Origin of the sequence: Oleiphilus messinensis (assembly GCF_002162375.1) — a bacterium.
GTDB classification, from domain to species: Bacteria; Pseudomonadota; Gammaproteobacteria; order Pseudomonadales; family Oleiphilaceae; genus Oleiphilus; species Oleiphilus messinensis.
On record NZ_CP021425.1, the window covers coordinates 5,592,975 to 5,612,556 of the forward strand.

Genomic DNA, 19,582 nt, shown 5'->3' on the forward strand with positions numbered 1-19,582 from the left:
ACGATGCTGGTTGCACTACTGGCCTAGACCAATAACGCAGAGCCGTCATCTCCCACAGCGTTGATTCCCGGTGAACGACCGGTATAAAACTGTTCATAATACTCTAAATTGACACTCGCATTTTCATCACGGTCTTGTGAATGATTACAGTAAACGCAATGAAATATCCTATCCGAAAGTTTCAGGTGCTCGTTTTTCTTTCTACATTTTGAGCATAATTTCGACGATGCAAACCAGCGGTCTGCCACAATCAACTTCCCACCCTTCCACGCTAATTTATATGAAAGTTGTCGCCGGAATTCGAACATACCTACATCCGCAATCGATCTAGCCAACTTTCGATTTTGCATCATACCTCTAATATTCAAGTCCTCGATCACCACTTTGCTAAAGTGTTTACTCAAATATTTAGTGAGTTGATGTAGTGTGTTTAACCGAATATCTGCTATGCGCTTGTGTAAACGGGCAATCTTTTGCTTCTGTTTCTGATAGCCTGAGCTACCTTTAATTTTCCTTGCGAGGTGTCGTTGATAGCGCTTTAACTTTGTCAAGGCATGTTTGAGTGGTTTCGGGGTATGCCAGTGTGTTATGCCTCCATTGGACAACGTAGCCAGTGTCTTGATCCCTAAATCTACACCACATGCTGCTTGGTTTTTGCTCGGCAATACGGGTAAATCATCCGCAATGGAAAAAGACACATACCACTTATCGGCTTGGCGACTTATGGTCATGCTGTGAATATGACCATCAAATTTAATCGGTTCGGCCATTGTCACCCAACCCAGATTGGGCACTTTGACTTTATCACCAATAACTCTAACCTGATCGCCACCAACATAGAAGCTATCAAGGCATTTACCTTTCTTCTTGAACGTCGGTCGTGATTTTTTCAGGTGTTTGGGTTTGCTCGATGACAGATCTTCAATCCAATCTTTGTACGCTCTGTCCAGAAAGATAAAAGGTTGTTGGGCCGCATACTTTGTTACCTCATACATCCAAGGAAACTCGTCTTTCTTTATCGCATTCAGTTGCTTTTTTAACGCCTTGCCATTCGGCTTGGGCAAGCAAGGGTTTACACAATGGGCCTGATACTGCTTATTCCACTGGTACACCCCCCAATTCCAACAAAAACGGGATACGCCAGAAGCCTTGGCAAAATAGGCCCGTTGAATATTGTTAGCAAACAGTTGCGTTTTAAACGCCAATTGTCGGATTGAAGAATCGTTCATCCCCGGATGATACTTGTACATACAACCAGTATCAACCGATTTATTTTGACGCTCTTGTCCGGTTTTTATTTGGATAGATTAACTTCAATAACCTAGACATTAACGCTCAACAAAAGACTCCAGAAAATGAGCATCAATTCCTTTTAATTCAAATAAGAACGAGTAACATGGAGCGTTGGTCATACAGAAACAGAAACACTCTCATAGGACTGAGGTTACAAATATGGAGATTTATTGGCTAGCCAGGGATTTGAACAAGGTACCGTTCGGAAGGCATCAATTTATTGTCATCATTACAGGGAAAGTATCAAGAACGTTCAAACTGCAGAAATCAAACCAAACAATCGTTACTCGTGATCTCGGAAAAGGATATGGGCTGGTTTTAGGAGCCCACAATGTTCCACCAAGTAACCAAAACAAACCTGCAAAATTCAACCGGCTTATGTTTAAAGCATTTGAAAAGGCAGATTTGGCTGCAGCAAAAGAGTTTTTAACTTCTTCGAAACCTTCCGGTCACGCATTTTGGGAAAACTATAAACCAGCCGAAGCGAAGCACGTGCACCCCAAACAGGGCTATACAGCAGAACAACTAGCAAGACAAATTCTGGACGCAATTGATCACTACATAATCAACGAAAAGAATACTAACATTGCATATCCTCCACCCTGGCTTGGAAAAAACAGCAACAGCTGGGCAAGTTCAATTATGGATGTTGTTCCGGCAAAATTAGCTCCAAATGCCAGCGATTTCAAAGGGGCAGACGCCGCTCATGATGTCAGAATACCTGCAATGTACTTTACCGGAATTTGCTCCCCATGCACGATACAAAATCCAGCTCACAGGTAATAACAGAACTCACTTTTCGCATTTCTGCTGCAACCTCAGGTATCTATATTTTCGTATGCTTAATAGCAATTGCGAGAGGAGCGACACAGGAACTCAGTACTGCGCCACTAACATCTGACGACCCGTATTGGGTGGCCCTGTTTTTAAGCACTTGGCTCCTGGTTCCAGCCATCCCTTCTACAGCGGTGAGATATAAAAGATCAAAACTAGCAGGACTTGCAACCTACTGGGCGACAGCATTCACACAAACAACAGGACTATATCTAGTCGTGAGCTACATGGCTCTGGATCCTGAGTCTGAGATTGGGAGCTCTGCACTCCCTCTGCTAGTCTGGGTATCTCTACCTCTGGCAGCGATTTATTACCCTTTATTTTATTGGGGCGATTTTCAAAACCTGATTCGCAAATCGATAATCTCCTTGGGTGTCCTTCTGATTCTCTACGGCCACTGGTTTAGAGTCCTAATATAAGGCCAACCAATCTAATGGATCGAGTATGTGTCAGTGAGCATAATGCCTAAAGCATTTGAGTTGATTTCCCCATCGGAAATCAAGGAAGAATATGGATTTTCGACTATGATTGCTTGCACGTCATCACTTTGAATTGCAAGTTGGCGTATCTTCTCAGTGATATTCACGGTTGCTTTAGTAGGGCAACGGATAGCCAAATTGCCGATGCCGATGCCGATGCCGATGCCGATGCTAGGCTATGAAATGATATTAGGTGGAAATATGGTTCACAAAACTCAAACAATTTTAATTTTGATCTTATATATGTCCGTGATGGGGTGCTCAACTATTAAAGTTCATATTGATACCCCGACAAGGCAACTTATACCATATCAAGGCACTTATCATTCGGTCGAGCTAGCACAAGATTCTCTTGCCAACTACCAAATGTACGGTGAATTTCAATTACAGATAAATAACTTAATATCTAGCTTGTTACTGGATACAGTAGTTCTTCCCTATGATCTGTTAGCACCAATAATTGTGTCTACGTGTCATCCTGATATTGAGAATGGTGTAAAATGACTTTGTGCAGGAAATTGAATTGCAATTCAGGGTCTTACCTAAATCCTGCAATCTATATGTCTGAATCGATTCGATACGACTATAGCGACATTTAGTGTCGATGGATCACCATTTTGCACACCATGCAACTGAAACAAGCGTAATTCACTTGATTGGACTGTTTAAATTATAATCATCTCTATCGTCAACCGGAGCAACAGGCCAAAGTCTGCCTGACTCCAAATCTGGAATTTGCTTAGTCGAAGAATTTAAGTATAGGTATTTTGGTCAATGAATAAACGACAGCTTTAACCAGTCAGCCCACGGAGTTGGGTGAAGATGGTTGCTCGGAACGTTGACCTTAAGCTGATTCCCACCACGCAAGAGTTGTCCAGCAGTACGTACCAGAAAAGTTCGGATAGTTTGAATTTCCCATCGTTTCAATTCGTCATTATCGCTCAGTAGTGCCATCCAGCGTACCGTGTTATACGCCAGCACAGCGCATTGGAAAATTAATGAGCTGGCCATGAAATCATGGCTCTTGATTTGCGCCAGCCCCATTTGGTTCTTAGCTTCATCCAACCAGGTTTCACAAGTTGCGCGCTTTCCGTATGTCGTGTGTGCTTGCCAAGGAGACAACCGCTCTGTGGTTACGTAGCAGAAGTAGTCGTAAACGGGCTCATTCAGCAAGGCTTGTTGAGGGCCTTTGGTGATGAGAGCAGTTTTACGCCGCACAGCAACAAAGCGACGTGACCGCTCCCATTGACCGCATTGATGGAAAAAGTCACACTGTTCCCAATCGGTATGACCCGGTACTCGTTGCCAAGCTTGCTTGTCCAACAAAGCGGCAAGGCCTTTGAGTTTCACTTTAATCAGGTAACCATGGCGAGCCTGATCCAGCCAGTCCATGAGCTCTCCAACAAAGAATCCTGAATCACCTCGGAATAGCAGCCGCATTTTGGGTGGCATCTGCGCAGAAAGTTGCTGCATGAAGCCTACAATGCCGTTGCTGGTGTAGGTGCTGCCACTGCGCAACCATGCTTGCAAAATTTCTTTGGTGTGGCTGCAAAAGGCAACCAGTGGATGATAAGAATTAGAGCCTTTTTTCGTTGGGTTGTAGCCTTTTTCAGCACCTTCCTGTTGACCGTAAACGGTTTTGACAGTCGAGTCCACATCAATCCAGCCTCGATAGAGGGTTCCGGGCAACCAAGTACCGGACTTCAATGCTCTATGCCAAATTCCCTGACGCAAGGTGTGATTAATCTGTTCGAGCTGGGTGACATGCTTGAGCTTTCCACGACGGAAAATACGACCCAATGTACTGTCATCTGGAATCGATAGCCACCCCCCCACTTCACGCAGCACCTGATCTGCCCACACAGAAACCACCTTCCTGAGCGAAGTGGCACCGGCGATGATGCCGATAATCGTTAGGTAGATTGAGTCGCCCAAGCTGTAACGAGCCGTGTTGCCGCGTTGCAAATCAAGATGCTTCTGGCAAGCCTCGGTAAAACCGATGTGATCGAGGAAATGCATGGCAGGGATAATGCCAGCTTGACTAGTCAGCTTTTTTCCGGTGTGTTGATAGCGAATTTTTGCGGCTGGTTTTTTGGCACTTTTATGGGTATTCTTGATCATGAAAAAGGTGACTCTGATGTGCTTGGTTGTTTGATGATAACCAATTGAATCAAATCGCCTTTTTCTTTTCAAGTACAATGTTGTTTGCAGAATTTAGGTCTTATTTTAAGCTTGAGGTCATCTGTCAGATATTCTAATTTCCCCAAGATTCGGAATTAGTCTTTCTTAAACTGAGTACGAGACTGTGATTAGCTCAGCGGGAATTCAAGTATAGATAGAATGCCTGCTGAGATACTACAAACAATTAAACTCCATTCCCAAGAATTAGAAAATATGATTCCGATTTCTCCACCGAACAATAATATAATCAAGGAGCTGGCAAACAAGTAACTGAGAGATAGCTGCGATAGCGATTATCCACGAGTGAATAATATGGTCATTCGCAGAACTCATCAATTCCAATGTAATATGATATGGCAATAAAAATATCTGAACAGCGAAGTAGAATACAGTCGAAGCCATTCCGCCATCGTAGCCTATTCCCACCAAATTTAGAATTAGAAGACCTACCAGACCGGTAACCCCATACAATCTAAAAATATATGAGCATACTTTTTTTGGCACAGACCTGTCTCCCTTATTGGGTAACACCAAAATACTTCGAGGGGACCGGTTTATTAAAACCAGGAACAGACACAGGTGGTGTGGGTATTGGCTTAACACCAGACGCTTTCAACAATCCAGCAATAAATGAATTGGAGTTATACCCATCATCAGCCAACCACCACACCTCATTTCCAACAGTAGCGGGGAAAAGATCATAGTCCAAATGATCTTTGTACTGTTTGTCAAGAACAAAAAGAGCCTCAATAAACTCAACTTCATTCCTGTATTTCTGCGGAACCTTTACACTAAGTGATTGCCCAGCTGAATGGGGAGTTTTATCTGCACCACGATTATTATTACTGACGAGCTTTCCCCACTCGGGACCCGCACCAAAAGTCACATATAACTTTTGATTACCATCCTTTAAAACGAATCTCTTATCTTTTTTATATAATGCTTGATTATTAGGGGTAACCCTCAGTAAAGTATGGAAATTATCGCCAGCCACGCTGTGCCACTGCAATTCAATCATTATTCGTCGTCCTTGTGTTAGTGAATCATGGTGCCCATTAAAAAAGTTATTGTGCCCGTGCATTGAAAAATTTGCCAGCATTCTCCTTAACCGGACGGATCATCCGCCTAAAGCACACTCAACAAACAGAGCCGTTTTTGAAACAGCCCGCTTTTTATTATCAAAACGGGCTTCTCAATAGTTGAATTTACTTCTGGGTTGTTTTCGCTTGTGTATCAATATTTGCGACAGCACTAAACATCCGACTTCGCTCAATATTTAGTCGCTTTTTCGATTCGGGTTCATACAATGCACATAGCTTATCTGAGCATTGAATTTTATAGGCGATTATTTCTGACAATTCGCCCTTTTCATCCTTTATCGTAATTGTTTCCAGTTTGCTAAAGCCATATTCAGTATTTATTGCACCAAATTCACCGAACTGTTGCTCTCCAAATGCACGACCTTTTTTAGTGGCCTCATTTGATAGCGCAATACAAATTAACATGAATAAAGCGAAAGCAACTAACCACGATAAAGCAACAAAGCTACCACTCTCAACACTTTCAAAAAAACGCTTTACGGAATCGGAGGGAGGCCAACGACTGAAAACTGATGTATTGAGAGCCTTACTTATTATGTAGAACCCAACACAAAACAGACCAGCAACAATAGAAAAGGCGGCAGGCAAAGCTGAAGACTGTAGAATACCCTGGAACCCCCAAACGAGCGCGAGACTAAAATCAAGAGGAAATTCTGACAGGTCTAATCCCCAGAACTGTAAATATTGATCATAGTAGAGCAGACCAAACGCATATAAGGCAGCCGTTAAAACTACTACAATAAAAGATACATCGAAAAAGGTTCTTGCAAATGAGTGTGTTGAATGTGCCATACTCTCTCCTTGAGTTGTGATGAAATAGCTCCCTATCCAATATCTCTGGTTGGAGTACTGCAAACTGCAGCATTATAGATGATACTGTTCGCCGATTTAATTTCAAGAAATTTACTGTTCAGGTCTCTTGCAAAATGATAGCAGTCCGCTGCAACCTCAATAATACTCAATGATCAGGGCGCATATAAATCCGTATAGAGCCCAACAACAATACCACTGCAAAATTAATAACATGTCAGCGCAAATCCCGAGAGTATCGGCAAAAAGTCAGGTCGAGTAATTGGTTCAACTCGCTTTATGAAAGCAAATTTACCCAACAAACGAGTCGAGATTGGATATACTTTTATCGCTAAATCCTATCAGAAGACAAAAATCAACACTGAAGCCAAGCTCTTAATGTTAGAACACGCATTTGAAGTAATTTCCTTAAATCGAGTCGAGCTACTGACCGACCACTTAAATACAACCTCACGAAACGCCATTATGCGCCTTGGCGCTAAAGAAGAAGGTATTCTAAGAAGTCATATGGTTATGCCGGACGGCAGAGTGAGAGACACCGTAATTTTCAGTATCACCAACCACGAATGGCCTGGAATCAAACAACACCTGACTTTTAAGTTATTGAGTAGAACTTGAGAGAGGCACCAAAAGCTCAGGCGCATAAAGGCCATGCAACAAGAATTGAAACTCACAATTCAATAGCCCGGAATGACGCTTCAGGATTTGATGCCATGAGGGAATACGTCCAGCGTCAGGCCACGCCGGGTTAGAACCGCTGCGCGATTCCTGTTTGTATCCCCGCCCGAGTGGGCGAGGGCTTACGCAGAATTTTGCTAAATATAGACGCCCACACCTTAAAATGCATGTTTCAGTCGGGCAAACTGCAGAGCTTCAACTATCTCGTTGGAGTGTTCCTTTGTGCTGAGGTGAGTTAACAATTCAAATGCAGCCTGATAGCTGATGGGGCCTCCGTTAGATGTGATGATATTGCCGTCAACAACGACGTTTTGATCAAATTGTACTTTTATCATTGGGTAAGCACTGCTGAGTTCCTTTTCACCACCAGCCCAGGTGGTGGCTTTTTTGCCATTTAATAAACCGGCTTCACCCAGCAAAAATGCACCGGAGCAATTACTTGCCAACCACGATACTTCTTTCCCGTGGTTTTTAATGTAGCTCACCAAATCTTTGTTACTGACCAATGGGCTCATATCATAAGCGCTGGGTACAATCAGAACATCAAGATGCAGGTCATCATAAATGGTTTTATCTGCGACAATTCCGAGATTTTCAGCAGATGTTACCCGTTTAATTTTGGTTGCAGAGATAAGAACGACGTCATAGTGGGAAAACCACTCTTTCTGAGATGCTGTGTTAAATACCTCGACAGCCGCAGTGACATCACTCGTCAAAAAGCCATCAAAAACAATAATTCCAATCTTGGAATCAGCGGCATGTACCAGACTCGAAAAAACAAACAGAACCCAAAAGCGGAATATTAATTTCATGCAAATCACCTCATTATTTATCGGGAATAAAACAAAATTGAAAGGACATGTGACGGAATAATAAACTTAATTGGTTCTATTAAAAGATCCACTATCAGGTTTTATATAGGGTCCACTTCACGCTAAACTGATTTTTCCCAGGTTGCTCTGATGAGGATAGTTTGTGGCAAAGACACAGCAGCGGTTTCAGTTTGATGCTTTGGTTTTACACCCGGAAGATGGCACTGCTTTGTATCGTCAATTGGAATCACAGATACGGGATGCTATTTGGAAAGGTCTATTGCAACCAGGTGAACGATTACCATCAACACGGAATCTGGCCCATGATCTGGGTGTAGCTCGTAATACTGTAGTCAATGCTTACGAGCAATTAATGCTTGAAGGTTTCATTGTTTCCATAAAAGGGGCTGGAACTTGCGTTAGCGAAAATTTGCCGCAATCCAACGCTTCACAATCGACTTCATTCACGGTCTCCAGTGCCAATAAATACCATATCCCTTTGTCTTCCCGGTATCAGTGTGTCGAATCCAATACTTATCCAATACCATTAGATGCGGGCTCAGTCGCGCGACCGTTCCGCGCACATACACCAGCATGCGCAGCGTTTCCAATAGACATTTGGAAGCAACTATATACCCGCAGATTAAGGCATATGCCCGAAAGTTGGATGGAGAAAAATGATCCAATCGGGTACCAGCCTTTGCGCATTGCAATTGCGAGTCATTTGGGGGCAGCTAGAAGTGTTTCTGCAATCCCGGATCAAGTATTGATAACGGCAGGAGCACAGCAGGGTATCGAATTGATTGCAAAAGCCCTGATTAATAAAGGTGACGTGGTGTGTTTTGAAGAACCTGGCTATACACCGGCAAAAATCGTGTTCGAAATGATGGGGGCGGTTGTCAAATCGATTCCAGTAGATGATCAGGGAATCAGGATTGACATACTTGAGAACACGGTAAAACAGGCGAAGCTGGTTTATGTAACACCTTCCAGTCACTTTCCCTTGGGTATACCTTTATCGCTTTCCCGTCGCAAGGCATTATTACAGTGGGCTGAAAGATCTGGCGCGATTATTTTAGAGGATGATTATAACGGAGAGTACCGGTATCGTGGGCGACCTTTAGCAACCTTGTATTCCATGGCTCAAAGCGAACGTGTCATTTATATGGGTAGTTTTAGCAAATTATTATTTCCTGCATTACGTATTGGATATATGGTAATCCCCCCCATGCTCGTTAAGCCTTTGGCGGCGCTACGTTGGTTATCAGACCGACATTCTCCTGTGATCGAACAGGCTGTCTTAACAGATTTTATAGATCAAGGACATTTTGCACGTCATTTACGCCGAATGCGGACGCTTTATTCTCATCGGCAATTGGCTTTAGTCGAGGCCGCAGAACTGTATTGGAGCGATATTATGGAGGTACCTCCCCTTCATGGCGGATTACACTTGATTGGCTGGCTGAAACCAGCGGTTCAGGTAGAAAAAGTTCTAATCGCAGCCAAGTTGTCAGGGGTGGAATTAGTGCCTGTTTCTCAATATGGTTCGATTGAGAGTGCTAGAGCTGGCGTTATTCTGGGATACGTTTCGTTCACTTTGGCCGAGATCAATGCTGCGGTAAAAAAACTGAGAGCAGCCTATTTTGAGAAACCGATCCCTCTCTGAAAAAAGAGCCGGTTTCCGGTTTAACGGCAGGGCGCTAAATCCAATCAAGAAACTTTAACGTGCCGCTTCCACGCAAAATAAGATTTGGCATACTTCAATAAATGTTTTGGAAGGTATTTCTTACGCCACTCAAGCGCAACACTCTTATTCGCTTCTGAGAAAGTGGGGTAAGGATGGATAGTATTCATGATTGCTTTCAGGCCAAGCTTGTTCTTAATTGCGAGACTGAATTCCGCCAACAACTCCCCTCCATGGGGCCCACAGATCGTGACGCCTAAAATTGTGTCTTTCCTGGGTACCGTTAAGACTTTAATAAAACCTTTATTGGCTCTTTCTGTTAAAGCCCGATCCTGGTGCGAAAAATGAAACTGCGTGACTTCATAAGGAATGCCTTGCGCTTTCGCTTCTGTCTCATTGAGGCCACATCGGGCGACTTCCGGGTCAACGTAGGTTACCCATGGAACTTGGGAGTAGTCTACTTTAAACCGTTTAAAGGGATGAGCCAAAATATTTAAAGCCACGTATCCAGCCTGATGAGCAGCCATATGTGTAAACTGGTAGGGACCGACAGCATCACCGCATGCCCAGATATGAGGTATTGAGGTTCGCAATTGAGAATCGACTTTAATCGAACCATTGGAATTTAATTCAACCCCGAGCTGATCAAGCCCTATACCTGCGGTGTTCGCTTTCCGCCCCGCTGCAATAAGAACACGATCAAACTCAATGACCTCTGGCTGACCATCTACGTCTAAATGCACACAGCCCGCGCCGTTTGCATTTGCCTTGAACTGTAAAATACTCGTTTTTAATCGCAATTTAATCCCTTCTTGCGTAAAAGCATTTTCAATCAGCTGGGACACTTCAAGGTCTTCACGGGATAAAATGCCTGGATCCTGCGATATGATCGTTACTTCGGAGCCCAAGCGGGAAAACGCCTGAGACAATTCGCACCCAATTGGCCCGCTTCCCACCACCAATAATCGCTTGGGAAGTTCTTGCAAATCCCACAAGTTATCAGAATGGAGAATCTCCAAGTCTGCAATACCAGGAATTGGAGGAATAAATGGTGTGCCGCCGGTTGCCACCACAATATGATCCGTGGTCAGGATCTCCTCTCCGACTTGTACTTGGTGGCTGGACAATATTGTTGCTGCAGCCTCATAGCAATCACAACCCAATTCAGTATAACGCTCTACGCTGTCAATTGGAGCGATAGTTTTAATGATGCCGTGTACCTGCTCCATTATTTTCGGGAAGTCGATCTTGTAATTTTCTACATGAATACCAAATTCACCGCTACGTCTAACGAAATCCACCTGTTTAGCACTGCTCAACAATGCTTTGCTGGGGACACAGCCTGTATTTAAGCAATCGCCGCCCATTTTGTGTTTTTCAATCAACGCTACTTTGGCTTTTGCCTGAGCAGCAACATTGGCGGTAATTAGTCCTGCCGTGCCACCGCCGATAATGACAAGATTGTATTGATATTGCGTCATTCACTGTCCCTTTTTCCGTATACAAAAACGCCAGGGCGTATGTTATCCCCGCTCCGTAATGGACTCCTTCCCTTGAATCGAGGTTCATCGGTTTAGTGAATTGTTATAAAAATACAATATTTAGGGCCTGGTGACGTTTCATATTTAGCCTCTGTTGGGGCTTAGGATGGCGCATTGCTACTCATGTTGTTGCGAATGGAACGATACAGCGATTTCCCGTTTCAGTAATGTCCACAGGTTATTAGCAATTGGGCCAATTTCCGCATCTGACCGTCTTGCAATAACGATATCAATCTTGTGATTTCTAACATGATGGCCAGCAAGTGCTAATAGACGCCCTGCATCTATGTCGTCTTCCACGAGAAAGTCTGGCATGTGTCCCCAAGCAACTCCCTGTCTGATGACTTCTCGTTTAGTGTACTGATCCCCCACCATAACCTTAGGCGTGTTTTTCATTACATGGTAGCTCGTCTCGTCAGGATGTTCTGATGTGTCACGTACGACGCACTGAGTTAGACTTTCAAGATCAGAGTACATTAACCTATTTAACTCCTGGCCAACTAGAAAGTCAGGGGCAGCGACCGGCTTAATTGTGACCTGTAGAAAGGGAAAATACTCGTACCGTGTATCTGTCTTATCGATATGATGAACAATTAGATCAGCTTCCCCTGCAAGCAGCCTATCATTTGGACCGCGCAGGTTTTCAAATAATAAATTTAGCTGCGTCCCTGGATGGGCCTGAAAAAAGCGCTTCAGGCATGGCAGGATACGCCCTATAGGCGTGACGTCGCCAATTACAATATTCAGTTCAGTTTCTTCCAAAGTTCTAATCTGATTAGAGTACTGTTGCAGTCTTTCCATTTCCTCCAAAACTCTGATACTTCTTTCATAAAAACGTCTACCGTCGTCGGTGAGCGTTGCTCGATATTTTGATCGATCAAATAACGAGAACCCTAGCTCATCTTCGAAATTCTTGATTAGGGTAAGCACGCTCGGATGGGTTTTGTGAAGGTGTCGAGCTCCGGCTTGGAAGCCTTTATTCTCAACGACAGCCCTAAGAGTCTTCAACTGTTGTATGTCCATATGAACCTTATATGTAGTTAATATCTACCATATATGTATATTAATAGTACTTTTTATATACATTATTTTCCATCATTATCTATCTCATCACGATACTCGTTAATGAAAGGAAACTGATATGAAAGCGTGTTGCATCTCTCAATTCGGAAGCCCAGAGGTTCTAACCATCAGGGAATTGGATAAGCCCTCTCCGAGCGCAGACCAGGTTTTGATTCGAATCAAAGCCTTCGGTTTGAATCGCGCTGAAACTTATATGCGAAAAGGTCAATGGGGAGAGGTCGCACTTGTGAGTGGAATTGAGTGCGTCGGAATTATTGAACAAGATCCCCAGAACATTCTAAAACAAGGCCAAAAGGTCGTTGCCCTGATGGGGGGGTTGGGTCGGACGATAAATGGCTCCTATGCTGAGTACACCGTTGTACCAAGGCTCAACGTTATACCTGTCGATACAAACCTATCTTGGCCCGAGTTAGCCGCCATTCCTGAGACTTACTGCACAGCTTGGTATTGTCTACATCAAAACCTGAAAATAACAGAAGGGCGTACTCTGTTTATAAGAGGCGGAACATCTGCGTTGGGACTAGCCGCAATCAATATCGCTAAGAATATTGAGGGTGTAAAGGTTCTAGCTTCTACACGAAACAGTGGAAAAGAAAAGTTTTTGCACCAACAGGGAGTAAACCAGGTTTACATCGAAGAGGAAAACCTTTCAGAGCGAATTAGAGAAAGCTTTCCCGAAGGCCTTGACGCGGTATTAGACCTGGTGGGAAACAGTACCTTAATAGATTCTCTTAAAATAGCGAATAAGGGTGGACATGTATGTAACGCCGGCTTCTTGGGGGGGCAAGCCCCGCTTTCCTTCAACCCTCTTATCGATTTACCAAGTGGCGTCAATCTAAACTTCTTCGCCAGCTTCATGTTCGGGACAGTTGATTTCCCACTATCTGACATTCCGTTCGCGGAGATTTTACTTAATGTCTCCTCTGGAAAGTACAAAGCTGAACCCTCACACGTATTTGGCTTTCACCAATTACCCGACGCGCACAGACAATTGGAGAGTAATTTAAGCAATGGAAAACTTGTTGTGGAACTTTAACCCCATACCTAAAAGGAGAGCATGATGAAGTATAAATTTATCCCTATTCAAAACATCGAGGTTTTCTATCGAGAAGCCGGTGAAAGAAAAAATCCAACCATCGTATTACTACATGGCTACCCTTCGTCATCACATATGTTCCGCGAAGTAATGCCGATATTAGCAGAGAAATACCATGTCATAGCTCCAGACTATCCAGGTTTTGGATATACGGAGGCTCCGAATATGGACGAATTTGAGTATAGCTTTGATAACCTTGCTTCTGTAGTCGATGAGTGGCTCCAAGCGCTCGAAGTAGACCGTTACTTTCTTGTCGTTCAAGATTACGGTGCACCAATTGGATTCCGAATCGCGAGCACACACCCTGAAAAAGTACAGGGTTTGATTATCCAAAACGGTAATGCTTATACGGACGGTTTGACAGATGCCTGGGCTTCCATTCGAGATTATTGGCGAGACAAGACAACTGAGAATGCTGCTGTTCTGAGACAATTATGCACTCCAGATTTCATCAAACACATGTATATTAACGGAGTTTGCGAAACAAAAAAATTATCTCCCGACGCCTGGACTTTAGATTCCAGTTTTCTATCTGATGAAACCCGTGTGAAGATACAGATAGAATTGTTTTACGACTATCATTCCAATGTTGAGAAGTACTCACAGTGGCACGAGTATTTCAAAAAACACCAGCCTCCCGCTCTGGTTATTTGGGGGATAAACGATATGTTTTTTTCTCAGAAAGGCGCCGAGTGTTATCAAAATGACCTGGAAGATATCGAATACAACTTCTATGACACTGGCCATTTCGCTCTAGAAGAATATGGAGCTGATATGTCAGCAAAAATACTTCGGTTTGCAGACCGCGTTACTCAAGCGAATCTGGCAGATTAGCGATACGCCCAAGTCATAATTGCTTCGCCAATCTCTAGGGCCTCGAGATTGGCGCTTCCAGTCTGGGCCCGCACCAAAATCCATATATCCCCCCCACATTACGCCAGTTGGAACCGTTTTCCTAAGGGAAAATCAAACCGGCTACTTCTTTGATCATTATGCAGAGACGTTGGGAAGAAACATTGATCACAAGCCTGATGTTTGTGTCATGGCGGTAAACTCTGGCCGATTATTTTGGTTGCGATCTTTGATTAAGGGGCAATTCGTAACCCCACCCGGAATTAGGCTTTACGGCAAAGCAGGGCCTATTCGAGAAGCCAATTCTGAGGAAATTCAAAAAATTGAAAATCGGGTCAGACCCACAAAATGGCTGAGAGGAGCTCGATTACTTTGGTTCGGAGTTACACATGTGAGAGACATCGAATTTACACACTACAAACCAATTACCTATCCCGTAATGATGGATGGAATGTGGTGAGAACTTTAATATATTCGTAGGTAAAAATTACAATGCTCACTCCATGGGCCAACAACCCAGAAATATTGAGGATACAGATTGTAGTGGCAGAATAAACCTAACCGTGAACCGCGTTGCGCACTATTATCAATGCAGGAAAAAAACGACTTCACGCAAGCAAGAGAGTGAGCGCCTGGCGCTCAGGCTTTCATCACTGGATTATTGCCGGAGGAACTCAAGCATATACGAGCTATGCAACAGGAATTAAAAAGCGCCGACAATTGAATACTCCGGAATGACGTTTCAGGATTTCATATTTTTCATTTTAATGACAAAATAGAGCCCCATTCCATGCTGCATTAAGGATTCCACCCGTGTTTTCCAGTCTTTCCATTGATTCTCGCCTGCAAAAAGCAACAGACAGTCTGGGTTATACCGAACTGACACCGGTTCAGGCACAATCCATTCCCAGAGCGCTCGAAGGTAAGGATCTGGTTGTCGGCGCTAACACCGGGACCGGTAAAACCGTGGCGTTCCTGATCCCGGCGTTGCAAAAGCTGCTGGCGAAAGATGCACCTCAGACTGGTACACGGGCTTTAATACTGGTTCCCACTAGGGAATTAGCCCGTCAGGTTTCGAAACACTTGCAACAACTTGCTCGATTCACCCATCTTAAATACGCGTTGATCGTTGGCGGTGAAGAATTTAAATTTCAACAAGCATTAATCCGCAAGAACCCCGAGTTTCTGATCGCAACCCCGGGGCGACTTGCAGAACATGTGCGCAAAGGTTCAGTCGACTTAAATGACCTCGAAGTCCTGATTCTGGACGAAGCGGATCAAATGCTGGATCAGGGACTGGGTGAGGATGTTCTGGCAATTACAGAACAATGTGCGGCGACCCGGCAGACGCTGCTCTACTCCGCCACAATGCGCAATAAAAACCTTGGCGAAATGATCCAGCAAGTCTTAAATGATCCCGAATCCCTGATTCTAAACGCCGACCGCCAGTTGAATAGCGAATTACGGCATCAAATTATTGTGGCAGACGACAGTCACCATAAAACTCAATTAGTCAGCTGGCTACTGGAGCAGGAAACCTACTCGAAAGCGATTATTTTCGCCAACACCAAAGTCCAGGCCGATAGCCTTGCCGGAAAATTACGCTATCGAGGCTTGAAAGCGGGAATACTGCACGGCGATTTAAGTCAGGAAATCCGTACCCATGTCACCCAGCAGATGAAAAACGGCTCGATCAATATTCTAGTGGCGTCAGATGTTGCAGCACGGGGACTGGACATAAAAGATCTGGACCTAGTGATTAACTTTGATGTGCCCCGCAGTGGCGATGAATATACCCACCGGGTCGGTCGTTCGGGTCGTGCAGGGGCATCAGGCCTCGCGATTTCGCTGGTCAGCGCCACAGAGTGGAATTTAATGGCCAGCATCAGCCGATATCTCAAGCTGGAAACACAACCCAGAGTCATCAAAGCACTGGAAGGTAAGTACAAAGGGCCCGCAAAAGTTAAATCATCCGGAAAGGCGGCAGGGAAAAAGAAAAAGCCTGCAAGCGGCAAAAAGAAATCTGACAAAAATCAGAAGAAACGTAGTTCACCCGGTACATCAGGCCAGAGTTCCGGGAAAAACCCCAGTCATTCCCGACAACATGGAGGGGGAACCCAATCCCGTGGTGAAGGTACTCCATCCCGCCGAGCCCCCACGAAAGCAGGAAGTGAAAACACATCTGGAGATGGTTTTGGCTTGATCCGGAAAAAGAAATAACGACGTCAAAATAAATGAAGACATCATGGCACCTTTGGATCACTCGAAACCCTATGGTGCCACGATGAATCAGGAAGTCATAAAAAGTATCAGATTCAGGTCTGAAAACGCGCTACAAGTGTCTCAATCTCCAGAGCCTGCTTTCCAACCCGCTCACTGACACCCGCCAGTGCACGAATTTTCTGGTAGACATCACCACTGGCCAGGTTAATGACCTGAATATTTTGATTCATTTGTTCGGTGGTGACACTTTGCTCTTCTGCGGCGGACGAAACCTGATCATGACTTTCTCTTAAACCTTGAAAATGTGCCTCCAATTGCACCAGTCGTTCACTTAACTGATTAACCGATTCGGCACACTCCGAGGATATTTCCGAGCATTCCTGCATCATCGTGCTGGTGGATGATGACTTATCCTGTATTTGCGTGATGGTATCGGTAATCATCGAACCGGACTCATTGGATCTTGCTGCCAGCGTTCTTACTTCATCGGCAACAACTGAAAAACCACGGCCAGCACTGCCCGCCCGAGCCGATTCAATGGCTGCATTCAAGGCCAGTAAATTTGTCTGCTCGGAAATAGCCTGGATGATCGTGACACATTCGGCAATATTTTTAGCCTGATCATTTAGCAGCGACATTTCAGAATCCGCTGCACGAACCTTGTCTGCCAACGTTTCCATTCGATACTGAATGCGATTCATATTCAATGCGGCTTCACTGACATTACTCGCAGAAAGATCCGCGAGTTGCCTGGAGTGCTCTACATTGTCGGCTACACACTGTGAGGTGGAGGCCATCTCATCGGTTGCGGCTGCAATCTGTTCCATTTGAGAAACCTGCTCCGCAGAATTATGCTCACAGGACTGGACACTACTGGACATATCCTCACCCAGCCGAACCATTTCCCCTGTCGCCAGTTTCACGTGGGAGACGATTCCGTGAATTTCCGCAATAAACTGGTTAAGGTTTAAACACAGCTCAGCCAACTCGTTTTTGCCTTCCAATTCTATCCGACTGGTAAGATCTCCCTCACCACGGGTAAGATCGCGCATTTTCTCCAGTAACCGGGTCACAGGCAAATTAATGGCGAGCCGGATAAAAAAGTATAAAACCGTTGCCACGATGGACATGGATGCCAGCAACCCGATCCCCAACGTTTTCACTTCGGTCTCAATTTGCGTAATGTGCGCACGGATATCGGCCTCGAAACCCGCCAAGGTTCCGACCATTGTTTCCGACAACGCCTGAAATGCATGCTGTGTTTGTCCTGTTTGTTGCACCACCTGCTCGGTAGAATCCCAGTCTTTCCGGTACTGACGCAATAGACTGTTCAGCTCGGAATCAATCTCTGCCCGCTTTTCCTCTGGCTCCTCAACACTGAGTTGCAAGCCAAAATTATCTTCCGCTTCGGCCTCGTAGACATTCAATAGTGGCAAGGCCTGTATCTCCTGGACAATATCCCGCGCTTCTTTTAAATAATGAAATACATTGCGCTGATGGGCCTTATCCGCTGTTTGTACATATTTTTCCCGTGCCGAAATCAGGGCTGATATGGCGGCAAAAAGAGCACGACTGGCACTGATATACCGGTAGGACAGCGCCGTATTGTCCTCCATGCCAGCAAAGGCGTAATCAAACAACAAGTCTGAATAATCCAATAACTGGCGCTCGCCATTGACCAAAAGGACATCAGGTGTGCGGGATAATTTTCCCGCAGCCCGCAAATCACCATTAATGAAATCTCGATAGTTTTCTATCTGTTCAATCAATTGCAATGCAACATGCTCGGGAAACACATCAAATTGAGAGGCCAAGAGACTGTCAAGGTGCACATTGGCATCTTGTAATAAACTGGCGTCACTACTTAGCAGGTACTGCTCACCCAGGCCACGGACGTTCACCGTCACCTTTTGCACGGTCAAATAGTAGTTATCCAGTAAGGAAAGAGGAGTTTTTATACGCTGAAATGCCCAGTAGGACGTGACGAGCAAAGCTACAATCAACCCACCCAGCACCGCGCAAATCAAGTTGCTCGATGTTTTTATTTTCAACTGCCTACAACCTTTTTTGTTATTTTAGTATTCCCTTATATGAAACACAGTTCATTTTTTCAACAAGTTTTTTGTAACAAGTTGAAACAACTTTGTCATTGATATGCAATACAAAAGTGATAAATAGCCACGTTATCGTAACGTTATTAACACTTTCATAATTTTTGGAGGTAATACTTGTCCAGGCATCCCGTGCCGAGTATCGTAGCCTATATCAACGACTGTTCGGCCTGCCCGACTCGATAAAGGACATCGCAATGAAACTCGTAGCATCTCCCACCAGCCCTTTTGCACGAAAAATTCGAATTCAACTGGCAGAAAAAAACATATCCTTTGAGTGGCACCAAAGCATTCCCTGGGAAGCAGACACCGACGTAGGCGACTATAACCCATTGGGTAAAGTACCTGCTCTGGTTGCAGATGACGGTGCAATCTGGTTCGATTCTCCGGTTATCGTGGAGTTTATCGAAACATTGTCCAGCAGCTGTAGACTGGTGCCCGAAGCACCATTGGCTGCCGCAAAGGTGAGACAGTATGAAGCCTTGTGCGATGGTACTTGCGAAGCCGCAATTGCAGTATTTCTGGAACGCAAACGAGAATCTGAGCAACAAAATGCAAATTGGATCTCCCGCCAGGAAGGTAAACTTGCATCGGGATTGAAAGCCATGTCAGAACAATTGGGCGATCAGGAATGGTTTTACGGAGAGAGCATGACCATCGCGGATATCAGCGCGGTTTGCTTTTTAGACTGGTACAGTTTCCGTTTCAACGAGCTGGATTGGCAAACACGTTATCCCAACTTGCTCAAACTCTGCCAGAGAATATCCGCTCGGGAAAGCTTTACCACAACCAAACCGGAATAGTC

Annotated in this window: 16 protein-coding genes; 8 read left to right on the forward strand and 8 right to left on the reverse strand. The window is 44.6% G+C overall.

Translation table 11 applies throughout. The features are described from left to right. Positions 1 to 23: 23 nt before the first annotated feature. Positions 24 to 1,229 carry an RNA-guided endonuclease InsQ/TnpB family protein gene (locus OLMES_RS24230; protein WP_198343111.1) on the reverse strand — a complete coding sequence of 402 codons (1,206 nt, stop codon included), beginning with the start codon at positions 1,227 to 1,229 and terminating at the stop codon, positions 24 to 26. A gap of 223 nt (positions 1,230 to 1,452) precedes the next feature. Between OLMES_RS24230 and OLMES_RS24235 the strand changes: the two genes are divergently transcribed. Both OLMES_RS24235 and OLMES_RS24245 read left to right on the forward strand, forming a co-directional pair. After that, positions 1,453 to 2,076 (forward strand): hypothetical protein, encoded by a 624-nt coding sequence (locus OLMES_RS24235; protein ID WP_087463618.1) that lies wholly within the window; start codon positions 1,453 to 1,455, stop codon positions 2,074 to 2,076. 626 nt (positions 2,077 to 2,702) lie between these two features. Then, complete coding sequence (locus OLMES_RS24245) at positions 2,703 to 3,110, forward strand: YceK/YidQ family lipoprotein (RefSeq protein ID WP_198343112.1); 408 nt, start codon at positions 2,703 to 2,705, stop codon at positions 3,108 to 3,110. A 267-nt stretch (positions 3,111 to 3,377) separates the two neighbouring features. Here OLMES_RS24245 and OLMES_RS24250 read toward each other — a convergent pair whose 3' ends face one another. The 3 genes from OLMES_RS24250 to OLMES_RS24265 form a co-directional block, all read right to left on the reverse strand. Beyond that, the gene (locus tag OLMES_RS24250; RefSeq protein ID WP_087459351.1) at positions 3,378 to 4,727 is read right to left on the reverse strand and encodes an IS1380 family transposase; all 1,350 of its coding nucleotides are present in this window, start codon (positions 4,725 to 4,727) and stop codon (positions 3,378 to 3,380) included. A 577-nt stretch (positions 4,728 to 5,304) separates the two neighbouring features. Next, positions 5,305 to 5,805 (reverse strand): hypothetical protein, encoded by a 501-nt coding sequence (locus OLMES_RS24260; RefSeq protein ID WP_157678551.1) that lies wholly within the window; start codon positions 5,803 to 5,805, stop codon positions 5,305 to 5,307. Between the two features lie 187 nt (positions 5,806 to 5,992). Then, positions 5,993 to 6,679, reverse strand: coding sequence for a hypothetical protein (locus OLMES_RS24265; RefSeq protein WP_087463623.1), 687 nt, complete (start codon positions 6,677 to 6,679; stop codon positions 5,993 to 5,995). 255 nt (positions 6,680 to 6,934) lie between these two features. Here OLMES_RS24265 and OLMES_RS24270 point away from each other — a divergent pair, with 255 nt between their 5' ends. Further along, positions 6,935 to 7,315 carry a GNAT family N-acetyltransferase gene (locus OLMES_RS24270; protein WP_269767770.1) on the forward strand — a complete coding sequence of 127 codons (381 nt, stop codon included), beginning with the start codon at positions 6,935 to 6,937 and terminating at the stop codon, positions 7,313 to 7,315. A gap of 218 nt (positions 7,316 to 7,533) precedes the next feature. Here OLMES_RS24270 and OLMES_RS24275 read toward each other — a convergent pair whose 3' ends face one another. Then, on the reverse strand, positions 7,534 to 8,187 hold the full coding sequence (locus tag OLMES_RS24275; protein WP_087463625.1) for a DJ-1/PfpI family protein: 654 nt from the start codon (positions 8,185 to 8,187) through the stop codon (positions 7,534 to 7,536). A 163-nt stretch (positions 8,188 to 8,350) separates the two neighbouring features. Between OLMES_RS24275 and pdxR the strand changes: the two genes are divergently transcribed. Next, complete coding sequence (gene pdxR / locus OLMES_RS24280) at positions 8,351 to 9,853, forward strand: MocR-like pyridoxine biosynthesis transcription factor PdxR (protein ID WP_087463626.1); 1,503 nt, start codon at positions 8,351 to 8,353, stop codon at positions 9,851 to 9,853. Between the two features lie 44 nt (positions 9,854 to 9,897). Here the strand turns inward: pdxR and lpdA are convergent, their stop codons facing one another. Next, a complete protein-coding gene (gene lpdA, locus OLMES_RS24285) occupies positions 9,898 to 11,352 on the reverse strand; it encodes a dihydrolipoyl dehydrogenase (protein WP_087463627.1) in 1,455 nt (484 codons plus the stop codon). 177 nt (positions 11,353 to 11,529) lie between these two features. Continuing rightward, on the reverse strand, positions 11,530 to 12,435 hold the full coding sequence (locus OLMES_RS24290) for a LysR family transcriptional regulator (RefSeq protein ID WP_087463628.1): 906 nt from the start codon (positions 12,433 to 12,435) through the stop codon (positions 11,530 to 11,532). Positions 12,436 to 12,643: 208 nt separating this feature from the next. Here OLMES_RS24290 and OLMES_RS24295 point away from each other — a divergent pair, with 208 nt between their 5' ends. From OLMES_RS24295 to OLMES_RS24310, 3 genes are all read left to right on the forward strand, one after another. Continuing rightward, the gene (locus OLMES_RS24295) at positions 12,644 to 13,531 is read left to right on the forward strand and encodes a zinc-binding dehydrogenase (RefSeq protein WP_198343113.1); all 888 of its coding nucleotides are present in this window, start codon (positions 12,644 to 12,646) and stop codon (positions 13,529 to 13,531) included. A gap of 21 nt (positions 13,532 to 13,552) precedes the next feature. Then, positions 13,553 to 14,425: an alpha/beta fold hydrolase gene (locus OLMES_RS24300; protein ID WP_087463630.1), complete on the forward strand. Its 873-nt coding sequence runs from the start codon at positions 13,553 to 13,555 to the stop codon at positions 14,423 to 14,425. 831 nt (positions 14,426 to 15,256) lie between these two features. Then, positions 15,257 to 16,663 carry a DEAD/DEAH box helicase gene (locus tag OLMES_RS24310; RefSeq protein WP_087463631.1) on the forward strand — a complete coding sequence of 469 codons (1,407 nt, stop codon included), beginning with the start codon at positions 15,257 to 15,259 and terminating at the stop codon, positions 16,661 to 16,663. 95 nt (positions 16,664 to 16,758) lie between these two features. On the opposite strand, the gene OLMES_RS24315 is transcribed toward OLMES_RS24310, so the two are convergent. Continuing rightward, positions 16,759 to 18,717 carry a methyl-accepting chemotaxis protein gene (locus tag OLMES_RS24315; RefSeq protein WP_087463632.1) on the reverse strand — a complete coding sequence of 653 codons (1,959 nt, stop codon included), beginning with the start codon at positions 18,715 to 18,717 and terminating at the stop codon, positions 16,759 to 16,761. A gap of 257 nt (positions 18,718 to 18,974) precedes the next feature. On the opposite strand from OLMES_RS24315, the gene OLMES_RS24320 reads away from it, so the two are divergent. Further along, positions 18,975 to 19,580 (forward strand): glutathione S-transferase, encoded by a 606-nt coding sequence (locus OLMES_RS24320; protein ID WP_087463633.1) that lies wholly within the window; start codon positions 18,975 to 18,977, stop codon positions 19,578 to 19,580. Positions 19,581 to 19,582: the final 2 nt, after the last annotated feature.